Genomic DNA, 19,548 nt, shown 5'->3' on the forward strand with positions numbered 1-19,548 from the left:
GATGGCCGCCGGCTTGCCGGCGGCTTGCAAAAGACACGATTTCAGTAAAAATGCCGCGCCCTGTCAGACAGGGTGCGGCATTTTTTTTGGCTATGTCCACGGCAGGCGTGGGAACGCCCCCGGCATTGCCTTCAATATGGTTTCTGGCCTCTTACATCCCGCCCCACAATGCCGCCAGGGTGGTCAGCGCCGTCAGGCCCGCCGTTTCCGTGCGCAGGATGCGCGGGCCCATGGCCAGGCCGATGGCGCCGGCGGCCAGCGCAGCCTTTTCTTCCGCTTCCGAAAAGCCGCCTTCCGGGCCCACCATCACGGTGATCGCCTGCGGCGGCTGGTGGCGGGCCCAGTCGGCCAGCGACTGCTCCGCGCGCGGCGTCAAAATGATGCGCTTATGCAAATCTTGCTGGCGGCTCCAGTGATTGAAATCCTGCAATGGCGCCAGCTGCGCCAGGCGGTTGCGCCCGCATTGTTCCGAAGCGGAAACGATAATGCCTTGCCAATGTGCAAGTTTTTTCTCGGCCCGCTCGGCGGACAGGCGCACGACGCAACGTTGCGCCGACAGCGGCACGATGCCCGCCGCGCCCAGTTCGATGGCTTTTTCGATGATCCAGTCCATTTTGGACGCTTCCGGCAAGGCCTGCGCCAGGGTCACGGCATACGGCAGCTCCGCTTCGCGCGCCACGTGCGTCTGGATTTCAGCCGTCACGCTGCGCTTGGCGACCGTCACCAGGCTAGCCTGCACTTCGCCCCCTTCGCCATTGAACAGGGTGATCAGGTCGCCCGGCGCCAGGCGCACGACCTGGATATGGTGGGCGACAGCCTCCGGCAGGGCGATGGTGGTGCCGGCAACGAGCGGCTGGGGACAGAAAAAACGCGGCATGCAAATCCTCAACGGGGGTGTAAGTGGGGTGGAAAGACGTCAAAGTATAGCCATTTGGCGGGCCAGTACGCCGCAATTCTAATTTGCGGCCCCCCAGTCTGGTAAAATACTTGACCACAGAAAGCAGCCGGCTTCCCTGTCCGTGCTGTTGCAAACGAATTCCAAACTCGCGACTGACCCATACCATCATGACAACTACGCTCCCGACTACCAAAATGGCCAATGCGATCCGCGCACTGGCAATGGACGCTGTACAAAAGGCCAACTCCGGCCATCCAGGCATGCCGATGGGCATGGCCGAGATTGCAGTTGCCCTGTGGAGCGGTCACTATCGCCACAATCCCGCGAATCCAAAATGGCAGAACCGCGACCGTTTCCTGTTGTCGAACGGCCACGGCTCGATGCTGCACTACGCGCTGCTGCACCTGACCGGTTACGAGCTGTCGATGGATGACATCAAGGCGTTCCGCCAGATGCATTCGAAAACCCCGGGCCACCCGGAAGTCGATGTCACGCCAGGCGTGGAAACGACCACCGGCCCGCTGGGCCAGGGCATCGCCAACGCCGTCGGCATGGCCCTGTCGGAGCAATTGCTGGCCGCTGAATTCAACAAGCCTGGCTACGATATCGTCAACCACTACACCTACGCGTTCGTCGGCGATGGTTGCCTGATGGAAGGTATTTCGCACGAAGTGTGTGCGCTGGCCGGCACCCTGGGCTTGAACAAACTGATCGCCCTGTACGATGACAACGGCATTTCCATCGACGGCAAAGTCGAAGGCTGGTTTACGGACGACACCCCGGCCCGCTTCGAAGCGTACGGCTGGAACGTCATCCGCGCCGTCGACGGCCACGATGTTGCCGCCGTGGCTGCCGCCATCGCCGCCGCCAAGAAGGCCAGCAAGCCAACCTTGATCTGCTGCAAGACCATCATCGGCAAGGGTTCGCCGAACCTGCAAGGCGGCGACAAGGTCCACGGCGCCGCGCTGGGCGACAAGGAAATCGCCGCCGTGCGCGAATACATCGGCTGGGATGCCGCCCCGTTCGAGATGCCGGCCGACGTGTACGCAGCCTGGGATGCCAAGAAGCAAGGCGCCCTGCTGGAAGCGGACTGGAACGAGCGTTTCGTCGCCTATGGCCGCGAATTCCCGCAGCAAGCCGCTGAACTGAGCCGCCGCATGCAGGGCGACTTGCCCGCCGCGTTTGAAACGGCGCTGTCGGCCGCCATCGCTTCCTGCGTCGAGAAGAAAGAAAACATCGCCACCCGCAAGGCCAGCCAGAACGCCATCCAGGCACTGGCGTCGTCCCTGCCGGAATTCCTGGGCGGCTCGGCCGACCTGACCGGTTCGAACCTGACCAACTGGAAAGAGTGCGTAGCCGTGCGTTCGGGCCAGCCTGGCAACCACATCAACTATGGCGTGCGCGAATTCGGCATGAGCGCCATCATGAACGGCATCACCTTGCACGGCGGCTACATCCCGTTCGGCGCCACGTTCCTGACGTTCTCCGACTACAGCCGCAATGCGCTGCGCATGGCCGCGCTGATGAAACTGCGTTCGATCTTCGTGTTCACCCACGATTCGATCGGCCTGGGCGAAGACGGCCCGACGCACCAATCGGTCGAGCACGTTTCGTCGATGCGTTTGATCCCGAACCTGGACAACTGGCGTCCATGCGACACCGTCGAGTCGGCCGCTGCCTGGGGCGCCGCTGTGCGCCGCAAGGATGGCCCGTCGACCCTGATCTTCTCGCGCCAGAACCTGCCGTACCAGGAGCGTAGCGCCGAACAGATAGAGAACATCTACCGCGGCGGCTATGTGCTGAACGACGTGGCCGATGCCAAGGCGATCCTGATCGCCACCGGTTCCGAAGTGGAACTGGCCGTCGCCGCCGCCAGCGCGCTGGCTGCCGAAGGCATCGCCGTGCGCGTGGTGTCGATGCCGTCGACCGACGTGTACGACCGCCAGGACGCCGCCTACAAGGCCAGCGTGCTGACGAAAGGCGTGCCGCGCGTGGCCATCGAAGCGGGCGTGACCAGCTTCTGGTACAAATACGTGGGCCTGCAAGGCGCCGTGGTCGGTATCGACACGTTTGGCGAATCGGCTCCGGCCGGCGTGCTGTTCAAGCACTTCGGCTTCACGGTCGAGAATGTCGTAGCCAAGGTTAAAGCCGTTATCGCTGGCTAATATTGATTTTGAGCAGACCCTGGCCATGTGCTGGCCGGGGTGCTGTGCTGATACCTTTTTTTTTAATCAGGAGCAGAGTATGACGATCAAAGTTGCAATCAACGGCTACGGCCGCATCGGCCGCAATGTATTGCGCGCTTTCTACGAAGGCGGCAAGAAACAGGATATCCAGATCGTTGCCATCAACGACCTGGGCGATGCCAAATCGAACGCCCACCTGACCCGCTACGACACCGCGCACGGCAAGTTCCCGGGCACGGTTACCGTCGAAGGCGACAACATGATCGTCAATGGCGATCCGATCCGCGTATTCGCACAGCGCAACCCGGCTGAAATCCCATGGGGCGAACTGGGCGTGGACGTCGTGCTGGAATGCACGGGCTTCTTCACCACCAAAGAGAAAGCTTCGGCTCACTTGAAGGGCGGCGCGAAAAAAGTCATCATTTCGGCACCAGGCGGCAAGGACGTCGATGCGACCGTCGTGTTCGGCGTGAACCACTCCGTGCTGAAATCGACGGACACCGTCATCTCGAACGCTTCGTGCACCACCAACTGCCTGGCACCGCTGGTCAAGCCGCTGAACGACGCCATCGGCATCGAAACGGGCCTGATGACCACCGTGCATGCCTACACCAACGACCAGGTGCTGTCCGACGTGATGCATGAAGACCTGCGCCGCGCCCGTTCGGCCACCATGAGCATGATCCCGACCAAGACGGGAGCCGCCGCCGCCGTGGGCCTGGTGCTGCCTGAGCTGAATGGCAAGCTGGACGGTTTCGCCATCCGCGTGCCGACCATCAACGTGTCGCTGGTCGACCTGTCCTTCATCGCCAAGCGCGACACCACCGTGGAAGAAGTCAACGCGCTGATGAAGGCCGCTTCGGAAGGCGCCCTGGAAGGCATCCTGACGTACCAGACCGAACCGCTGGTATCGATCGACTTCAACCACAACCCGGCGTCGTCGAACTTCGACTCGACCCTGACCAAAGTGTCGGGCCGCCTGGTAAAAGTGTCGTCGTGGTACGACAACGAGTGGGGTTTCTCGAACCGCATGCTCGACACCACCGTTGCATTGATGTCGGCCAAGTAATCTTTTGACCGCATAAAAAAACGCCCTTCGGGGCGTTTTTTTTCGTCTGTTGCTTTAGTCCGCTTACTCAGGGTCGACGTTGGCGCACTGTGCGTACCAGAGTTCGCAGTCATTGTTATTGCCCTGATAGCAGCTGTTCAAGAGATAGGTGCACGTATCCGGCGGTCTGCGTGCATGTTCGGTCGCGTTACTGGCAAACGAGGCAGCGATGCCGACGGCAGTGGCAAAGACAAACAGGGCTTTTTTGATGGAAATCATTTTTCTCGCTTTCACAATTGGACAACGATAGGGTGTCAAATCAAAACGCCGTCCTGCCAAGCCTGATCGGCTCGCTGGACGCAGAAAAATATTAGCATTAAAACCAGTATTTTATTGCTTTAAAGAAAAATATTTTTGCTAACGGAGGATGTGCAGGCGGCGCCGGTAAAAGCGCCACAGCAGGCGCAAATCGCGCAGCACGGGCACGCCCGACAGCAGGGTCAGCACGCCGGCGAGCAGGATGGTGGCGGCAGGAAAGCCGATGTGCTTGAAGGCCAGGGCGCCGCTGACGCCGCCGATGAAGAAGCAGGCGATCAGCAGGCTGTGGGTTCTCAGCTTGCCGCGGTTGACCTTGACCATCCGGTCCGGCAGGTGGCGCCGGTTGTAATACGCCATCTTGCCCAGTTCGATGCCGATGTCGGTGGACAGTCCCGTCACGTGCGTGGTGCGGATGACGGCGCCCGAAATCTTGGTGATGATGGCGTTTTGCAAACCCATGACAAAGCACAGCAGCAAGATGGTGACGGGGCCCAGCACGTCGGGCATGGTGGCCAGGTAATTGCCCGTCAAGCCGAACAGCAATAACAGGGCCGCTTCCAGCAGCAGGCTGGCGGCAAACTGGCTGTGCAGGCGCCGCCGCTTGCCCCAGTTCACCATGATGGCCGTCACGGCCGCGCCGCTGACAAAGGCCAGCCACGCGCCCAGCGCCGCCAGGGCCAGCGTGATATTGCCCAGCGCCAAGTCATCCGCCATGCCCGAGACGATGCCCGTCATGTGCGAGGTATAGCCGCCGATGGCGAGAAAGCCGCCCGCATTCACGGCGCCGGCCACCAGCGCCAGCACGCAGCCCAGCTGCAGATTGGCTTGCGTATCGCGCGCCGATCCGCTCAGGCGGGACAGGTAATGAAGCGGCATGCCCGGGCCGGCCTCAGGCGGTGGCGCCGAAGATGGCTTGCCACAGGCGCATGACGTTGTCCGCATGCACGCGCACTCTTTCCGGTTCCACGCGGGCCAGGTCCTGTCCTTGCAGGCGCAGCTGGTGCTGCAGCTTGCGCAGCGCGCGGTAGGCGTCGGCCACCAGGGCGGCCAGCTGGGCATCGATCAACCCCAGTTCGCCGCACAGGCGCAGCAGGGCGATATTGCCCGAGTTGGCCGTCAGCTGCGGGTACTGCGCCGCATGCTGGAGCACCAGGTATTGCACCATGAACTCGATGTCGATCATGCCGCCCGGATCTTGTTTCAGATCAAAGTTACCGGGGCGGGGCGGGTGGGCGTCCAGCATCTTCTTGCGCATGGCCACCACTTCGCCCTTGAGGGGGCCGTTTTCCGGCCTTTCCTTGCGCAGGATCGTGTCGCGGATGCGCTCGAAATGCTTGCCGATGCCGACATCGCCGGCGCAGAAGCGCGCGCGCGTGAGCGCCTGGTGTTCCCACACCCAGGCCGCGCTGCCCTGGTAGCGCTCGAAGGCTTGCACGCTGGAAACCAGCATGCCCGAGGCGCCGTCGGGACGCAGGGCGATGTCGATATCGAACAAAATGCCGGCCGAGGTGTGCGAGGTCATCCAGGTAATGAAGCGCTGCGCCAGCTTGGCGTACAGGCCGGGCGCTTCCTGGTCGTCGTCGTCGAAGAGGAAGATGACGTCGAGGTCCGAGACATAGCCCAGCTCCTTGCCGCCCAGCTTGCCGTACGCGATGACGGCGAATTTCGGCACCTCGCGGTGGCGCGTGGGCAAGGTTTGCCAGACGGCTTGCACGGTGGCGGCGACGATGATGTCGGCCAGCTGGGACAGGTAATCGGCCAGCTTCTCCACGCTCAGGTCGCCCGCCAGGTCTTGCGCCAGGCACTGGAACAGCTGCGCGTGGTGTGTTTCGCGCAGGATATCCATCTGCCGCTCCGTGTCGCCGGGCGCGTCGTCGAGTTGGCGTTGCAAGTCCAGCGCCAGCGCGGCCGGGTCAGGCACCGTATTGCGGATGCGCTCGTCCAGCAGCTCGTCGAGCAGTATCGGATGCTGTGTGAGGAAGGTGGCGGCCCAGCCGCTGGCGCACACCATGCGCACGACGCGCTCGAGCGTATGCGGGTATTCCGTCAGCAGCGACAGATAGGCCGAACGGCGCGCGATGGCCTCCAGGAAATCGAGCAGGCGGCCCAGGGTGGCCAGCTGGCTGGCGTTGCCGTTGGACACGGAGCAATCGGTGATCAGGGGCAGGGCGGAATTGACGAGGGCCACTAAACGCGTGCGGCTCGCCTCGGGCAGGGATTGCAGCCGCGGCGCCTGCCACGTGGCCAGCAGGCGGCGCGCGCAGGCGGCCGGTTCATGGAAGTCGAGGGCGGCGAAGCGCGCCTCGATGGCTTCCTGCTGGTCCGAGGCGGCGCAGTCGTTCGACGTTTGCGGGTCGATGCCCGTGTCGGCCGGCGGCGTGCCGCTGCTCTTGTCGCTGAACATTTCGTCAAATTGACCGGCGACAAACACGCGGTGCGCTTCCAGCTGGGCCAGCAGGGTGGGCGTGTCGGGCAATCCCATCATCTGCGCCACGGTGAGGCGGTCGGCCTCGTTCGCGGGCAAGGTATGGGTTTGCGCATCGTCAAGATACTGCAGCCGGTGTTCCAGGTTGCGCAGGAAAGTGTAGGAACCCAGCAATTGTTCCACGATGGCCGGCTCCAATAGCCCCTTGTCCGCCACCGTGCGCAGGGTGGCGCGCGTGGAACGTTCGCGCAGCTCGGCGTCGCGCCCGCCCCGTATCAATTGAAACACTTGCGCGAGGAACTCGATTTCGCGGATGCCGCCACGGCCCAGCTTGACGTTATTGCTGCGGTCCGGGTGCAGCCGCTCCTGGCGGTTGACCTCGGCGCGGATCTGGCCGTGCATGGTGCGGATGGCATCGATGACGCCGAAATCGAGATAGCGACGGAAGACGAAGGGGCGCACGATGGCGTCGAGCGCGGCGATGTCTTCCGGCTTGCCCGTCACGGCGCGCGCCTTGACCCAGGCGTAGCGCTCCCATTCGCGCCCTTGCACGATCAGGTACTGTTCCACCATGCCCAGACTGGCGGCCAGCGGGCCGGAATTGCCGTTCGGACGCAGGGCCATATCCACACGGAAAGTAAAACCGTCTTGCGTGATCTCCGCCAGGGCGGCGATCAGTTTCTTGCCCATGCGAATGAAAAACTCGTGGTTGGACAGGCTGCGCTGGCCCGGCAAGGTGACTTGCGTATCGCCATCTTCCGGGTAGACAAAGATCAGGTCGATGTCCGACGAGACGTTCAGCTCGCCGCCGCCCTGCTTGCCCATCGCCAGTACCATCAAGGCTTGTTCCTCGCCCGATTCCTCGCCGACGGGCATGCCGTGCAGGGCCACCATCTCGGCCATGATGGCGTCCACATGCGTGCGGATGGCGAAATCGGCAAAACCCGTCATTGCGGTGACGACTTCGTTCAAGTCGGCCTGGCCGCCAAGATCGCGCGCGATCAGGCCGCAGACGAGCAGGTTGCGCAGGCGGCGCATGGCCCGTTCGGGCGGCAGCGGCGGCGTGGCGGCGTTCGCCTGAGCGGCCAGCTCGGCGGCAAAGTCGAGCCCGTCCAGCGGCGCGCGCACCAGTTGCGCCACCTGCGCGGCGCGCTCGGGGGCGGCGTCCAGCCAGCGCTGGTAGAAACGGGAGGCGGAAATCAAAGGCTGTGTGCTCATGGTATCGGTAAGGGTCTCGTGGATGCTGCGTGCATGTTCTTGTTTAACTTGGCTGCGAACGGCGGGGGATGCGGTAAAATTGTGCCGCTGGCCGTATACCGCCGGTAGTGCGTGCTCTTCCGGACGATGGTAAGGGAGGCTTTGCTCAGACGCAAGCGCAAGGATGCAGGCGCGCACCACGAATGCAGACGATTTTTGCCATTATTTGACGCCGGGCCAGTTTATTAGCTTATTGATGCAAAAACCGCCAGAAGCAAGCGTGACAGAACATGTGCCATTGGCCCTGCGCTGGCAGAGGCTGCGTGCCGCCTATCGCATGGCCAACCTGGCCACCCACCATGTATTGGGTTTTACCATCAAACTGGTGCTGCTGGCGTATTTCGCCTTCGCCGTGCTGTTTTTATTCCTGCGCTACGCTATCTTGCCGAATATCGATTATTACAAAGGCGATATCGAGCGGGCGGCCAGCCGCGCACTGGGCAACCCTGTCAGTATCGCGCGCATTTATGCTTCCTGGCATGGCGTGCGGCCGAATCTCTTCCTCGGCGACGTGACCCTGCGCGACCAGGCGGGGCGCCAGGCGCTGAGCCTGCCGAGCATTTCGGCGACCGTGTCGTGGTGGAGCGTGCTCGGTTCCGTGCGCTTCACTACCCTGGAAATCACGCGGCCCGACCTGGACGTGCGGCGCAGCATGGATGGCAAGCTGTATGTGGCCGGCGTGCTCGTCGACAGCAGCCAGGGCAGCGACGGCAAGGGCGCCGACTGGCTGCTGTCGCAGCATGACATCATCATTCGCGACGGCAAGGTGCGCTGGACGGACGAAGCGCGCGGCACGCCGGAGCTGGCTTTAACCCAGGTCAACTTGCTGCTGCGCAACCGCTGGCGCAGCCACCGGCTGGGCTTGCAGGCCACGCCGCCCGGCAGCCTGGCAGCGCCCATCGATGTGCGCGCTCACTTCACGCATCCGCCTTTCAGCACGCGCATCTCGGATGTGTCGATGTGGAAGGGCGAGCTGTATGCGGACCTGAAAAACGCCGACCTGGCCGCCTGGCGCCGCTACCTCGATTACCCGTTCGAGCTGAGCCAGGGCAAGGGCGCCTTGCGCGCCTGGTTGAGCCTGGATCACGCGCGCCTGGCCGGCTTCACGGCCGACGTGGGCTTGACGGATGTGCAGGCACAGCTGGGCGAGCATATCGCCCCGCTCGACTTGCTGTCGGTCAGCGGGCGCATTTCGGCAAAAGAAGAGCTGTCGGCGCAGGTGCCGGACGGCAAGCCCACCTTTGGCGCGAATGGCCATCAGGTGGAGTTGACGAATTTCGCGGTGGAAACACGCGACGGCCTCAGCCTGCCACCCACGACCCTGTCCGAGCGTTTCATTGCCGCCACCAAGCGCAAGCCGGCGCGCACGGAAATCACGGCCAAGTCGCTCGATTTGCAAACCCTGGCCGCGCTGGCCGACAAGCTGCCGCTGGGCGAACAGCAGCGCCAGCGCCTCGACGCCCTGGCGCCACGCGGGCGTTTGCAGGATTTTTCGGCGCAATGGGAAGGCGAGATGGCGACTCCTGCCAGCTACCGGCTGCGCGGCAAGCTCATCGACCTGGGCCTGAATGCGCAGCCGGCGCGCCTGGCCGTGGCGAAGACGGCCAGCAGCCCCGCGCAGGCAGCCGCACCGGCCATTCCCGGCTTCGACAAACTCAGCGGCACCATCGACGCCAGCGACAAGGGCGGCAGCATCGCTATCGATGCGCAAGACCTGATGCTGCAGTTTCCATCGTACCTGAGCGAACCGGCCATGCCGTTCGAACAATTCGCCATGCAGGCGCGCTGGACGTTTGAAGCGGAGAATATGCTGCAAGTCGAGCTGGACAAGCTTGACTTCAATCAGCAAGGCTTGCGCGTCGCCTTGCAAGGCACGCACCGCATGCCGCTCGACGGCAAGAACCTGGGCCAGGTCGACTTGACGGGCACGATAGACAATTTCCAGATCAACACCATCGGCCGCTACCTGCCGCTGCAAACGCCCGAGCACCTGCGCCACTGGCTGACGGGGGCACTGGAAGGCGGCGTGGCGCGCGATGTCAGCCTGCGCCTGCGCGGCGAACTCGAGCATTTCCCCTTCAAGGCCGACACGCCGGCCCAGCGCAATCGGGGCGAATTCCGCGTGGCCGGCAAGCTCGAAAATGGCACCCTGAACTACGCGCCCGGCGAATTTGCGGAAAGCGGCCCGCTGGCAGGCAAGGCGCCCCTGTGGCCGCAGGCGGACAAGATCAAGGGCAGTTTCGTGTTTGAACGGGCGCGCATGGAAATCCGCGGCGACACGGCCATCACGGGCGGCGTGGCTTTGACGAATGTCAAAGCCGTGATCCCCGACCTGACCGTGTTCGACACCTTGCTCGACATTGAAGGCAACGCGGCCGGCCCCATGCAGGAATTCCTCAAGTACGTGACGGCCAGTCCCGTGCTGGGCTGGATCGAGCATTTCACGGATGAAACGACGGCGACGGGCAACGCCAGGCTGGCCCTCAAATTGCACTTGCCGATAGAGCGCATGCTCGAATCGACCGTGCAGGGCAGCTTGCAGCTGGCGGGCAACGACGTGGTGCTGTTCCACGACATGCCGCCCGTATTGGGTACGCAGGGCAAGATCGAATTCAATGAAAAGGGCGTCAACCTGAACGGCTTGAACGGCAGCCTGCTGGGCGGGCCGCTGGCCATCTCGGGCGGCACGCAGGCGGACAGTTCCATCCAGGTCAAGATTGCCGGCAACATGACCATCGACGGCTTGCGCAAGACGTATCCGGCGCCCGTGCTGCAGCGCCTGGCGAAACATTTGAACGGCGGCGCGCGCTACAGCGGCTTGATCACGGCGCGCGACCACCAGGTGGTGGTCAATGTCGAATCGCCGTTGACGGGCCTGGGCCTGGATTTCCCCGCCCCCCTGAAAAAGCCGGCCGGCGACAGCCTGCCCGTGAAATTCACCTTGACGGGCAATGCGGCCAACGGCGCGGGCCTGCGCACGGACGATATCCGCATCGCGCTGGGATCCGGCATTGCCGCGCGTTACCAGCGCCAGAAGCAGGGCAAGGACGCCTGGCGCCTGGTGCGCGGCGGCATCGGCGTGAACGTGCCGGCGCCGGAACCGGACAGCGGCATGATGTTCAACGTCAACATGAAAACCCTGGACGTGGACAGCTGGATTGCCGCCGGCAGCGAGATCGCCGGCAGCGGCTCGGCATCCGCCGACAGCGGCGCCGCCGACGATGCCCCCGATATCGCGCAATACGTGGTGCCGGACATGATGGCCGCCCGTGCCAGCGAACTGATGCTGGGCGAGCGCAAGCTGGAAAACGTGGTCGTGGGCGCCACGCACCAGAAGGATGTGTGGCAAGCTAATATTGATGCAAAACAAGTGTCAGGCTATGTGACCTGGCTGGAAACGCCGTCCGGCCTGGGCAAGATGACGGCGCGCCTGTCGTCGCTGATCATTCCGGAGTCGGCCGCCAACGACGTGAAGAATTTGCTGGAGGGAAAGAACGGCGCCCAGTCGATTCCCTCGCTCGATATCGTCGCCGAGCAATTTGAACTGTTCAACAAGAAGATCGGCCGGCTGGAGTTGCAGGCCTATAACACCATGGCGGCGGGCGGGCGCGAGTGGCGCGTGGGCAAGCTGCAACTGTCGAATCCCGATGGCGCCCTGAGCGGCAATGGCAAATGGGTGATCAAGGATGGGCAAAGCACGACCAGCCTGCGTTTCGGCCTCGATATCGTCGATGCGGGCAAGTTGCTCGACCGCTTCGGCTTTGCCGACACGGTGCGTCGCGGCAAGGGCCGCCTGAGCGGCGACATCGCCTGGAACGGCTTGCCGTATTCGCTCGACATCCCCACCTTGTCGGGGCAGATCGAGATGAACGTGGAATCGGGCCAGTTCCTCAAGCAGGATCCGGGCGCGGCCAAGCTGTTGGGCGTGCTCAGCCTGCAAGCCTTGCCCCGCTTGCTGAAACTCGATTTCCACGACGTGTTTTCCGAAGGCCTGGCCTTCGACGGCATCACGGCCAACGCCAGCATCAAGCGCGGCGTGGTGAGCACCGATAACCTCAAGATGCATGGCGTGGCGGCAACCGTACTGATGGATGGCACGGCCGATATCGCCAATGAAACGACGAATTTGCACGTGGTGGTGATCCCGGAATTCAACCTGGGCACGGGGCCGCTCGTGTACGCGCTGGCCGTCAACCCCGTCATCGGCCTGGGCAGTTTCCTGGCGCAATTGTTCCTGCGTGCGCCCGTGATGAAGGCGCTCACTTACCATATGCAGATCGCCGGGCCGTGGAAAGCGCCCGTCGTGACCAAGCTCGATGGTGGTAAATTGGACCCTGTCGCCGTGCCTGCCGCCGCAGCGGCGGAGGCCGTGGCGAAATAGGCGCGGCGTTCGAATGGAGAAGAGGTGGCAATGATGCATACAGTCGCAGCAGTACAAATGATTTCCTCGCCTTCCGTGGAAGACAACCTGGCCACGGCGCGCCGCCTGGTGGCGCAGGCCGCCGCCGGTGGCGCGCAGCTGGTGGTCCTGCCCGAGTACTGGGCCATCATGGGCAAGCAGGAAACGGACAAGCTGGCCCATGCGGAACAGCCCGGCAGCGGACCCATCCAGGATGGCATGGCGCAGATGGCGCGCCAGCACGGCATCTGGCTGATCGGCGGCACCTTGCCCCTGATTTCCGGCGAGGAGGGCAAGGTCCTCAACACCACGCTGGTGTATGACCCGCAAGGCGAACCGGCCGGCCGCTACGACAAGATCCACCTGTTCGGTTTTACGCGCGGCGCCGAGTCGTACAACGAATCGCGCACCATCGTGCCGGGTGCGCAGGTGCGCTCGATCGAGACGCCGTTCGGCCGGGTCGGCCTGTCCATCTGCTATGACTTGCGCTTTCCCGAACTCTACCGCGCCATGGGCGATTGCGCGCTGATCGTCGTGCCGGCCGCGTTTACCCATACGACGGGCAGCGCCCACTGGGAAGTGCTGCTGCGCGCGCGCGCCATCGAAAACCAGTGCTATGTGCTGGCCTCGGCGCAGGGCGGCTTGCATCCGAACGGCCGCCGCACCTGGGGCCACAGCATGCTGATCGACCCGTGGGGCGAAGTGAAAGCCGTGTTGCCCGAAGGCGAGGGCGTGGTGAGCGGCGAGATCGACCTGGTGTTTTTGGCCGGCGTGCGCGAATCCTTGCCAGCCCTGGCGCACCGCACTATGTGAGGGTACCTGACATAAGCTACTGCGCGTCGCGCTTTGCGGCCTGCGATGCTCACCGTGCTCAAGCACGGCTGCGCTTCTCGGCCACAAATCACTGCCGCTCGCTACGCTTCTGTCAGGTACTGAGAATGAGTTGAATATAATTAGCGAGTGCAAAGTTATGAAGCCATTTGAACCCAATCTGTCCAGCCTGACCGTGGCGCGCGAGATTCTGCTCACGCCGTTCGGCCTGGACGAGGACAAGCTGTTGAAAGCCCTGGGCACGATGTTTACGCACAAGGTCGACTATGCCGACCTGTATTTCCAGTCGACCAAGAGCGAAGGCTGGAGCCTGGAAGAGGGCATCGTCAAGACGGGCAGTTTTTCCATCGACCAGGGCGTGGGCGTGCGCGCCGTGTCCGGCGACAAGACGGCGTTTGCGTATTCCGACGACATTTCCGAGCGTGCCCTGCTGGAAGCGGCGGCGGCCACGCGCACGATTGCGCGCGCCGGCGCCGGCAGGATCAAGATCGCGGGCCAGATGCAGCCGCAGGGCGGACGATCCTTGTACCTGCCCAACGATCCGCTCGCCTCGCTGGACGCCACGGCCAAGGTGCAATTGCTCGAACGCGTGGAAAAGATGGCGCGGGCGAAAGATCCCAGGGTCGTGCAAGTGATGGCGGGCCTGGCCGGCGAATATGACGTGGTGCTGGTGCTGCGCAGCGACGGCGTGCTGGCGGCCGACATCCGCCCGCTGGTGCGCGTCTCGCTGACGGTGATCGCGGAACAGAATGGCCGCCGCGAAACGGGCTCGGCAGGTGGCGGCGGGCGTTACAGCTATGACTATTTCAGCGATGCCGTACTGGAACAATACGCGGCGGACGCCGTCAATTCGGCCCTGGTGAACCTGGAAGCGCGTCCCGCGCCCGCCGGCCCCATGACCATCGTGCTGGGTCCGGGCTGGCCCGGCATCCTGCTGCACGAAGCCATCGGCCATGGCCTGGAAGGCGATTTCAACCGCAAGGGCTCGTCCGCGTTTTCCGGGTGCATCGGCGAGCGTGTGGCCGCCAAGGGCGTCACCGTGGTCGACGACGGCACCCTGGCTGGCCGGCGCGGTTCCCTGAATATCGATGACGAGGGCAACCCCACGCAGTGCACGACCCTGATCGAGGATGGCATCCTGAAGGGTTACATCCAGGACACCATGAATGCGCGCCTGATGAAGATGCCCGTGACGGGCAATGCGCGCCGCGAATCGTTCGCCCACCTGCCCATGCCGCGCATGACGAATACGTACATGCTGGGCGGCGACAAGGACCCGGGCGAGATCCTCGCCTCCGTCAAAAACGGCTTATATGCCGTCAACTTCGGCGGCGGCCAGGTCGACATCACGAATGGCAAGTTCGTCTTTTCGGCCAGCGAAGCGTACATGATTGAAAATGGCAAACTCAGCTACCCGGTGAAGGGGGCGACCCTGATCGGCAATGGCCCGGACGTGCTCAACCGCGTCTCCATGATCGGCAACGACATGCGCCTGGACTCGGGCGTGGGCGTGTGCGGCAAGGAAGGGCAGAGCGTGCCCGTGGGCGTGGGGCAGCCGACCTTGCGCCTGGACGGTATTACCGTCGGCGGCACGGCTTAGATCGCCATTTCAGGAACCTACTGCGCAGCCCACTCTTGAGTTTGCGTTGCTCGCTGTACCTGAAGTACAGCTGCGCTACTCAACCCAATATTGGGCTTGCTCGCTACGGTTCCTGAAACGCCTGATACGTTGAAAATATGACGAAATTCAGAACTTGTACTTCACCCCCGCACTGATGAAGCGTCCCGCCGCGCCCGCGTAGTCGAGCGGGTTGTAGCCCGTGGCGCCATACGTGAGCGGATCGAGCGGGGCGATCTTGTCGAACAGGTTTTGTATTGTGGCAAACACTTCCAGCTTGGGCGTGGCCAGCCAGCGGGCCGTCAGATCCACCGTGGTGAACGAGGCGATGCGGCAGCCGCGCGGCGCGTCCGTGCCGTCGGCGAAGTGCGTGGCGCAGCCGTCCGGGTCATTCTTGAACAGCAGGTTATCGAGCGGCGCGCGGTAGTTGACGTTGGCCGTGACGCGCCAGTTCTGGCGTTCCCAGGTGGCGCCCAGGTTGATGCGGTCGTCCGGCGTGCCCATGCAGTTGGACACGTCGCAATTGCCATGCGTGCCGGCAAAATCGCGCTGCGTGCCGTCCTGTTCCGTGCGCAGCCATTTGTACAGATGCGTCCACTTCAAGTCGAACACCAGGTTGCCATAGTCGCTGCCCAGGCTGAAGCGCTGGCGCGCGTCGATATCGATGCCGCGCACCGTCGTTTGCGCCGAATTCACATAATTGGCCAGCACGGCCGTGATGGCGCCCGGATCGCCGGCGATGCCGGTGGCCGTCGACGGGTCGCGCGCCACATGGCCTTCGGCGATGGCCGTATCCGTTTGCTCCTGGTTGATTTCATTCTTGCGGCGGATTTGCCACAGGTCGACGGAAATGCTGGTGCGCGGCAGCGGGTCCCACACGGCGCCCACGGAATAGCTGCGTGAACGTTCGGGCGACAGCTTCGGATTGGGCGAGGTGATGACGGCGATGGAAGCCGGATCGCAGGCCGCTTCCACGCCCAGTGCGCAGCGCAGCGGATCGCTGGCGGTGGAGAACGCGGCCAGGCCGCCGACGCCGTTTTCCGCCGCGCTGGGGGCGCGGAAGCCTTTGGCGAAGGTGCCGCGCAGGGCCAGTTCGCGCACGGGCGTCCATTTCACGCCCACTTTCGGCGTATAGGAGTTGCCCACGTCGGTGAAATGGTCGGCGCGCAGGGCGCCCGACAGTTCCACGCTCTTCAGCACGGGCGCCAGCACCTCGGCATAGATGGCCGAGGCGTTGCGGCTGCCCTTGTAGGCGGAATAGCCGAGACCAATGATGTTGCCCCGTTCCGTGCCCGTGGTGGGCTTGAGTTCCGTCGATTCGTGGCGGAATTCCGCGCCCACGGCCATGCCCAGGGCGCCGCCGTCGAGCTTGGCCACCTCGCGGCTGGCCTTGAAGTCGATCTGCGCGATATGCGTCTTGGCGTCGTTCGAGATGCGCGGCGACAGGGCCGCGTACAGCTCGCGCGAATTGAGGCCCGCGTTTTCCGCGATGCGCCACAGGCTGCCGGACGGCAGGGCCGCATACGCGGGGTTCAGGCTGGCCCGCTCCACATTGGTGGCGCTCGGGTTGAGCAGGGCGAAGGCGACGTCGCGCTGCAGGTAGCCGTCCAGGTCGTTCGACACCTTGTTCTGCGAGTACAGCAGGGCGCTGTCGATATCCCAGCCCGCCACGCTACCCTTGATGCCGGCGACAAAGCGCATGAAGGTGGATGTGACTTCCGACAGGCGCGGCCCCACGTCGGCCGCCAGGTAGCGCAGCCGCGCCGCCGTGCCGAAATACGGATTGTCCGGGTGGGCGGCGCCCAGCGACACGCCCGCATTGCTGACGGGGCCGCCCGGATAGCCGACCGAGCCGCTGACCGTCGAGGGCGTGGTGGCCGAGTGCGATTCGCTGTGATACAGATTCAGCTCGGCATACGTCTGCAGCTCCGGCGTCAGTTGCCAGGCGCCGCGGCCGAAGAAATTGATGTTCTTTTGCTTGGGCTGGATCTGGCCATATTGCTGCGCGGCATCGGTCAGGCAGCCGCCGCCCGGATCTCCCTGCGGGTGAGTCGTGAAATTGCCGCAGGCGGCGCCGGGGAAGGTGCGCGTAAAGCCCGCGCCAGCGAGGTTGCCGCGGTTGTAGTAGTCGAGCGTGTCGGGATTGCGCACATTGCCGTTGACGGCGCTGCCGGCCGCATTGTTGGTGGTGATGGCGCCCGCTCCGCTGAGGGTTTCCTGCGCGCTGAAGCCCAGGTCGCGCAAGTCGCTGCGCCCGACGGCGCCCCGACCGGCCCGGTCGCGGTTCCAGATGGCGGCCTTTTCGCTATACTCGAGGTTCAGCAACACGTTGTAGCGGTCCGTGTCGATGTCGCCGAAGCCGTGCGTGATGGCGGCGCGCGCGTCGCGCCCATCCCACTCCTTCGTCTTGCCGTAATTGCCCTTGATGGCCGTGCCCTGGTAGTCGCGCCGCAGGATCACGTTGACGACGCCGGCGATGGCGTCCGAACCATAGATGGCCGAGGCGCCATCCTTGAGGATTTCCACCCGTTCCACGGCTTCCAGGGGAATGATGTTCAGGTCGGAAAACACTTTCTGCCCGTCGTCGGCCAGGCCATATGGCGCGACGCGGCGGCCATTCAGCAGCACCAGGGTCGAGGCCGTGCCCAGGCCCCGCAGCGACACGCCGGAGGCGCCGGCGGCAAAGCCGTTGCCGAAAGTGGTGGGGACGGAGCCCTGGTTGTCGACGGCCAGGGTCTGCAGCAGTTCGGCCACGCTGGACTTGCCCGATTTTTCAATGTCGGCCGCGCTCAGGGTTTGCACGGCCGACGCCGTTTCCGCCTGCGCGCGGCGGATGTTCGAGCCGGTGATTTCCACGCGCGCAATCGGCGCGGCGTCCTGCGCCAGGACGGGTAGGCTCAGCAGTGCACTGGCCAGTGCCAGGCCCAGTCTGGGTGGTGAAAAGGCAGCGGAATGCAAGGATGGTGTAGGGATCATGCGGTTCTCCGGAAAGGTCAGGCAGTCAAAGGTCGTCGATACGTCCTTGAGTTTTGTCCGTGCGGCGACGCCGGGACTAGACCTGGATCAAGGAGTGTCCCGCTTGTCGTCGATAGAATGGCTGGCGTGGCGTGGTTGCCACGACGGGCACAACGGTGGCGCGGGGATGCAGAGTCGCGGCGAGATTCACAGCGCGCAACTTTTTATGCTTTTTTGCGGGTTATGCAGTGTAAAACGGCAGCGGCATGCGGCTTTGCCGACAAATATGCTTGCCAACCCTTGCAATTTAGGTTTATAGTCGTTCATCACTTACGGATGACTCGCATGTTCGCTCGCCACTTTTTTACCGCTTATTTTTACTTTAGCAATTCCAACCCAAAGGCGGTGGAGTAGCGGTCGGTTCACGTAGCAGCAAAACGAGATCCCAGCAAATTCTAAAAAACCGCCACTGATGGCGGTTTTTTTTTACCCAGATGTTTTACCCTTCCTTAAATTTTGGAGAAAATGATGCCCCGCACCGATGATTTGCGCATTCGCGAAATGAAGGAACTGACCCCGCCGTCCCACCTGATCCGCGAATTTGCCTGCTCGGAGCAAGCCGAACAGACTGCCGCCAGCGCCCGCATTGCCCTGCACCGTATCCTGCATGGCCAGGACGACCGCCTGATGGTGGTGATCGGGCCTTGCTCCATCCACGACACCAAGGCGGCGATGGAATATGCGCGCCTGCTGGTCAAGGAACGCACGCGTTTCGCGGGCGAACTGGAAATCGTCATGCGCGTCTACTTCGAGAAACCGCGCACCACGGTGGGCTGGAAGGGCCTGATCAACGACCCGTACATGGACAACAGCTTCCGCATCAACGACGGCTTGCGCATGGCGCGCGAACTGTTGCGCGATATCAATGAGCTGGGCTTGCCGGCCGGCACGGAGTTCCTTGACGTGATCAGCCCGCAATACATCGCCGACCTGATCAGCTGGGGCGCCATCGGCGCACGCACGACGGAGTCGCAGGTGCACCGCGAGCTGGCGTCGGGACTGTCCTGTCCGGTCGGCTTCAAGAATGGCACGGATGGCAATGTGAAAATCGCCGTGGAAGCCATCAAGGCCGCCTCGCAGCCGCACCATTTCCTGTCCGTCACGAAAGGCGGTCACTCGGCCATCGTTTCGACCAACGGCAACGAGGATTGCCACATCATCTTGCGCGGCGGAAAAACCCCGAACTATGACGCGGCCAGCGTGGACGAGGCGTGCAAGGCGATCGCCGCGCAAGGCCTGGCGGCGCGCCTGATGATCGACGCCTCGCATGCGAACAGCTCGAAAAAACCGGAAAACCAGATTCCCGTGTGTGCCGATATCGCCAGCCAGGTGGCCGGTGGCGATGGCCGCATCGTCGGCGTGATGGTGGAGTCGCACCTGGTGGCGGGCCGCCAGGATTTGATTCCGGGCAAGGAACTGATCTATGGCCAGTCCGTCACGGATGGCTGCATCGACTGGAGCGCCAGCGTGGCCGTGCTGGAAAACCTGGCGGCGGCCGTCAGGCAGCGCCGCCTGCAGGGCGACGCGGAATAAGGTGGCGCGCAGCATGAAAA

Annotated in this window: 11 protein-coding genes; 6 read left to right on the forward strand and 5 right to left on the reverse strand. The window is 63.5% G+C overall.

What is annotated here, in order from left to right; translation table 11 throughout:
- Positions 1 to 151: 151 nt before the first annotated feature.
- Entirely contained in the window at positions 152 to 877 is a 726-nt protein-coding gene (locus NCG91_RS11585) for a 16S rRNA (uracil(1498)-N(3))-methyltransferase (protein WP_251349801.1), read from the reverse strand.
- 188 nt (positions 878 to 1,065) lie between these two features.
- On the opposite strand from NCG91_RS11585, the gene tkt reads away from it, so the two are divergent.
- The gene (tkt, locus tag NCG91_RS11590; RefSeq protein ID WP_251349802.1) at positions 1,066 to 3,063 is read left to right on the forward strand and encodes a transketolase; all 1,998 of its coding nucleotides are present in this window, start codon (positions 1,066 to 1,068) and stop codon (positions 3,061 to 3,063) included.
- A gap of 79 nt (positions 3,064 to 3,142) precedes the next feature.
- On the forward strand, positions 3,143 to 4,153 hold the full coding sequence (gap, locus tag NCG91_RS11595) for a type I glyceraldehyde-3-phosphate dehydrogenase (protein ID WP_010395244.1): 1,011 nt from the start codon (positions 3,143 to 3,145) through the stop codon (positions 4,151 to 4,153).
- Between the two features lie 63 nt (positions 4,154 to 4,216).
- Here the strand turns inward: gap and NCG91_RS11600 are convergent, their stop codons facing one another.
- The 3 genes from NCG91_RS11600 to glnE all read right to left on the reverse strand — a co-directional run bounded on the left by NCG91_RS11600 (position 4,217) and on the right by glnE (position 8,093).
- The gene (locus NCG91_RS11600) at positions 4,217 to 4,411 is read right to left on the reverse strand and encodes a hypothetical protein (protein WP_251349803.1); all 195 of its coding nucleotides are present in this window, start codon (positions 4,409 to 4,411) and stop codon (positions 4,217 to 4,219) included.
- A 138-nt stretch (positions 4,412 to 4,549) separates the two neighbouring features.
- Positions 4,550 to 5,326, reverse strand: a complete 777-nt coding sequence (locus NCG91_RS11605) for a YoaK family protein (protein WP_251349804.1) — start codon at positions 5,324 to 5,326, stop codon at positions 4,550 to 4,552.
- Between the two features lie 13 nt (positions 5,327 to 5,339).
- Positions 5,340 to 8,093: a bifunctional [glutamate--ammonia ligase]-adenylyl-L-tyrosine phosphorylase/[glutamate--ammonia-ligase] adenylyltransferase gene (gene glnE, locus NCG91_RS11610; RefSeq protein WP_251349805.1), complete on the reverse strand. Its 2,754-nt coding sequence runs from the start codon at positions 8,091 to 8,093 to the stop codon at positions 5,340 to 5,342.
- A 259-nt stretch (positions 8,094 to 8,352) separates the two neighbouring features.
- Between glnE and NCG91_RS11615 the strand changes: the two genes are divergently transcribed.
- The 3 genes from NCG91_RS11615 (at position 8,353) to tldD (ending at position 14,962) form a co-directional block, all read left to right on the forward strand.
- Positions 8,353 to 12,513 carry a YhdP family protein gene (locus NCG91_RS11615; RefSeq protein ID WP_354004586.1) on the forward strand — a complete coding sequence of 1,387 codons (4,161 nt, stop codon included), beginning with the start codon at positions 8,353 to 8,355 and terminating at the stop codon, positions 12,511 to 12,513.
- A 30-nt stretch (positions 12,514 to 12,543) separates the two neighbouring features.
- Positions 12,544 to 13,344, forward strand: a complete 801-nt coding sequence (locus tag NCG91_RS11620; RefSeq protein ID WP_285817117.1) for a carbon-nitrogen hydrolase family protein — start codon at positions 12,544 to 12,546, stop codon at positions 13,342 to 13,344.
- Positions 13,345 to 13,501: 157 nt separating this feature from the next.
- Entirely contained in the window at positions 13,502 to 14,962 is a 1,461-nt protein-coding gene (gene tldD / locus NCG91_RS11625; protein WP_251349808.1) for a metalloprotease TldD, read from the forward strand.
- Positions 14,963 to 15,109: 147 nt separating this feature from the next.
- Here the strand turns inward: tldD and NCG91_RS11630 are convergent, their stop codons facing one another.
- Positions 15,110 to 17,956: a TonB-dependent receptor gene (locus tag NCG91_RS11630; protein ID WP_251349809.1), complete on the reverse strand. Its 2,847-nt coding sequence runs from the start codon at positions 17,954 to 17,956 to the stop codon at positions 15,110 to 15,112.
- Between the two features lie 507 nt (positions 17,957 to 18,463).
- Here NCG91_RS11630 and aroG point away from each other — a divergent pair.
- Positions 18,464 to 19,528 (forward strand): 3-deoxy-7-phosphoheptulonate synthase AroG, encoded by a 1,065-nt coding sequence (gene aroG / locus NCG91_RS11635; RefSeq protein ID WP_285817118.1) that lies wholly within the window; start codon positions 18,464 to 18,466, stop codon positions 19,526 to 19,528.
- Positions 19,529 to 19,548: the final 20 nt, after the last annotated feature.

Origin of the sequence: Janthinobacterium kumbetense (assembly GCF_023703445.1) — a bacterium.
GTDB classification, from domain to species: domain Bacteria; phylum Pseudomonadota; class Gammaproteobacteria; order Burkholderiales; family Burkholderiaceae_D; genus Janthinobacterium; species Janthinobacterium kumbetense.

Bases quoted from the DNA above. Each gene is read 5' to 3' on its own strand.
- NCG91_RS11620 (WP_285817117.1), top strand. From the start codon at position 12,544: ATGATGCATACAGTCGCAGCAGTACAAATGATTTCCTCGCCTTCCGTG.
- NCG91_RS11605 (WP_251349804.1), bottom strand. From the start codon at position 5,326: ATGCCGCTTCATTACCTGTCCCGCCTGAGCGGATCGGCGCGCGATACG.
- tldD (WP_251349808.1), top strand. From the start codon at position 13,502: ATGAAGCCATTTGAACCCAATCTGTCCAGCCTGACCGTGGCGCGCGAG.
- gap (WP_010395244.1), top strand. From the start codon at position 3,143: ATGACGATCAAAGTTGCAATCAACGGCTACGGCCGCATCGGCCGCAAT.
- NCG91_RS11600 (WP_251349803.1), bottom strand. From the start codon at position 4,411: ATGATTTCCATCAAAAAAGCCCTGTTTGTCTTTGCCACTGCCGTCGGC.
- aroG (WP_285817118.1), top strand. From the start codon at position 18,464: ATGCCCCGCACCGATGATTTGCGCATTCGCGAAATGAAGGAACTGACC.
- NCG91_RS11585 (WP_251349801.1), bottom strand. From the start codon at position 877: ATGCCGCGTTTTTTCTGTCCCCAGCCGCTCGTTGCCGGCACCACCATC.
- tkt (WP_251349802.1), top strand. From the start codon at position 1,066: ATGACAACTACGCTCCCGACTACCAAAATGGCCAATGCGATCCGCGCA.
- NCG91_RS11630 (WP_251349809.1), bottom strand. From the start codon at position 17,956: ATGATCCCTACACCATCCTTGCATTCCGCTGCCTTTTCACCACCCAGA.
- glnE (WP_251349805.1), bottom strand. From the start codon at position 8,093: ATGAGCACACAGCCTTTGATTTCCGCCTCCCGTTTCTACCAGCGCTGG.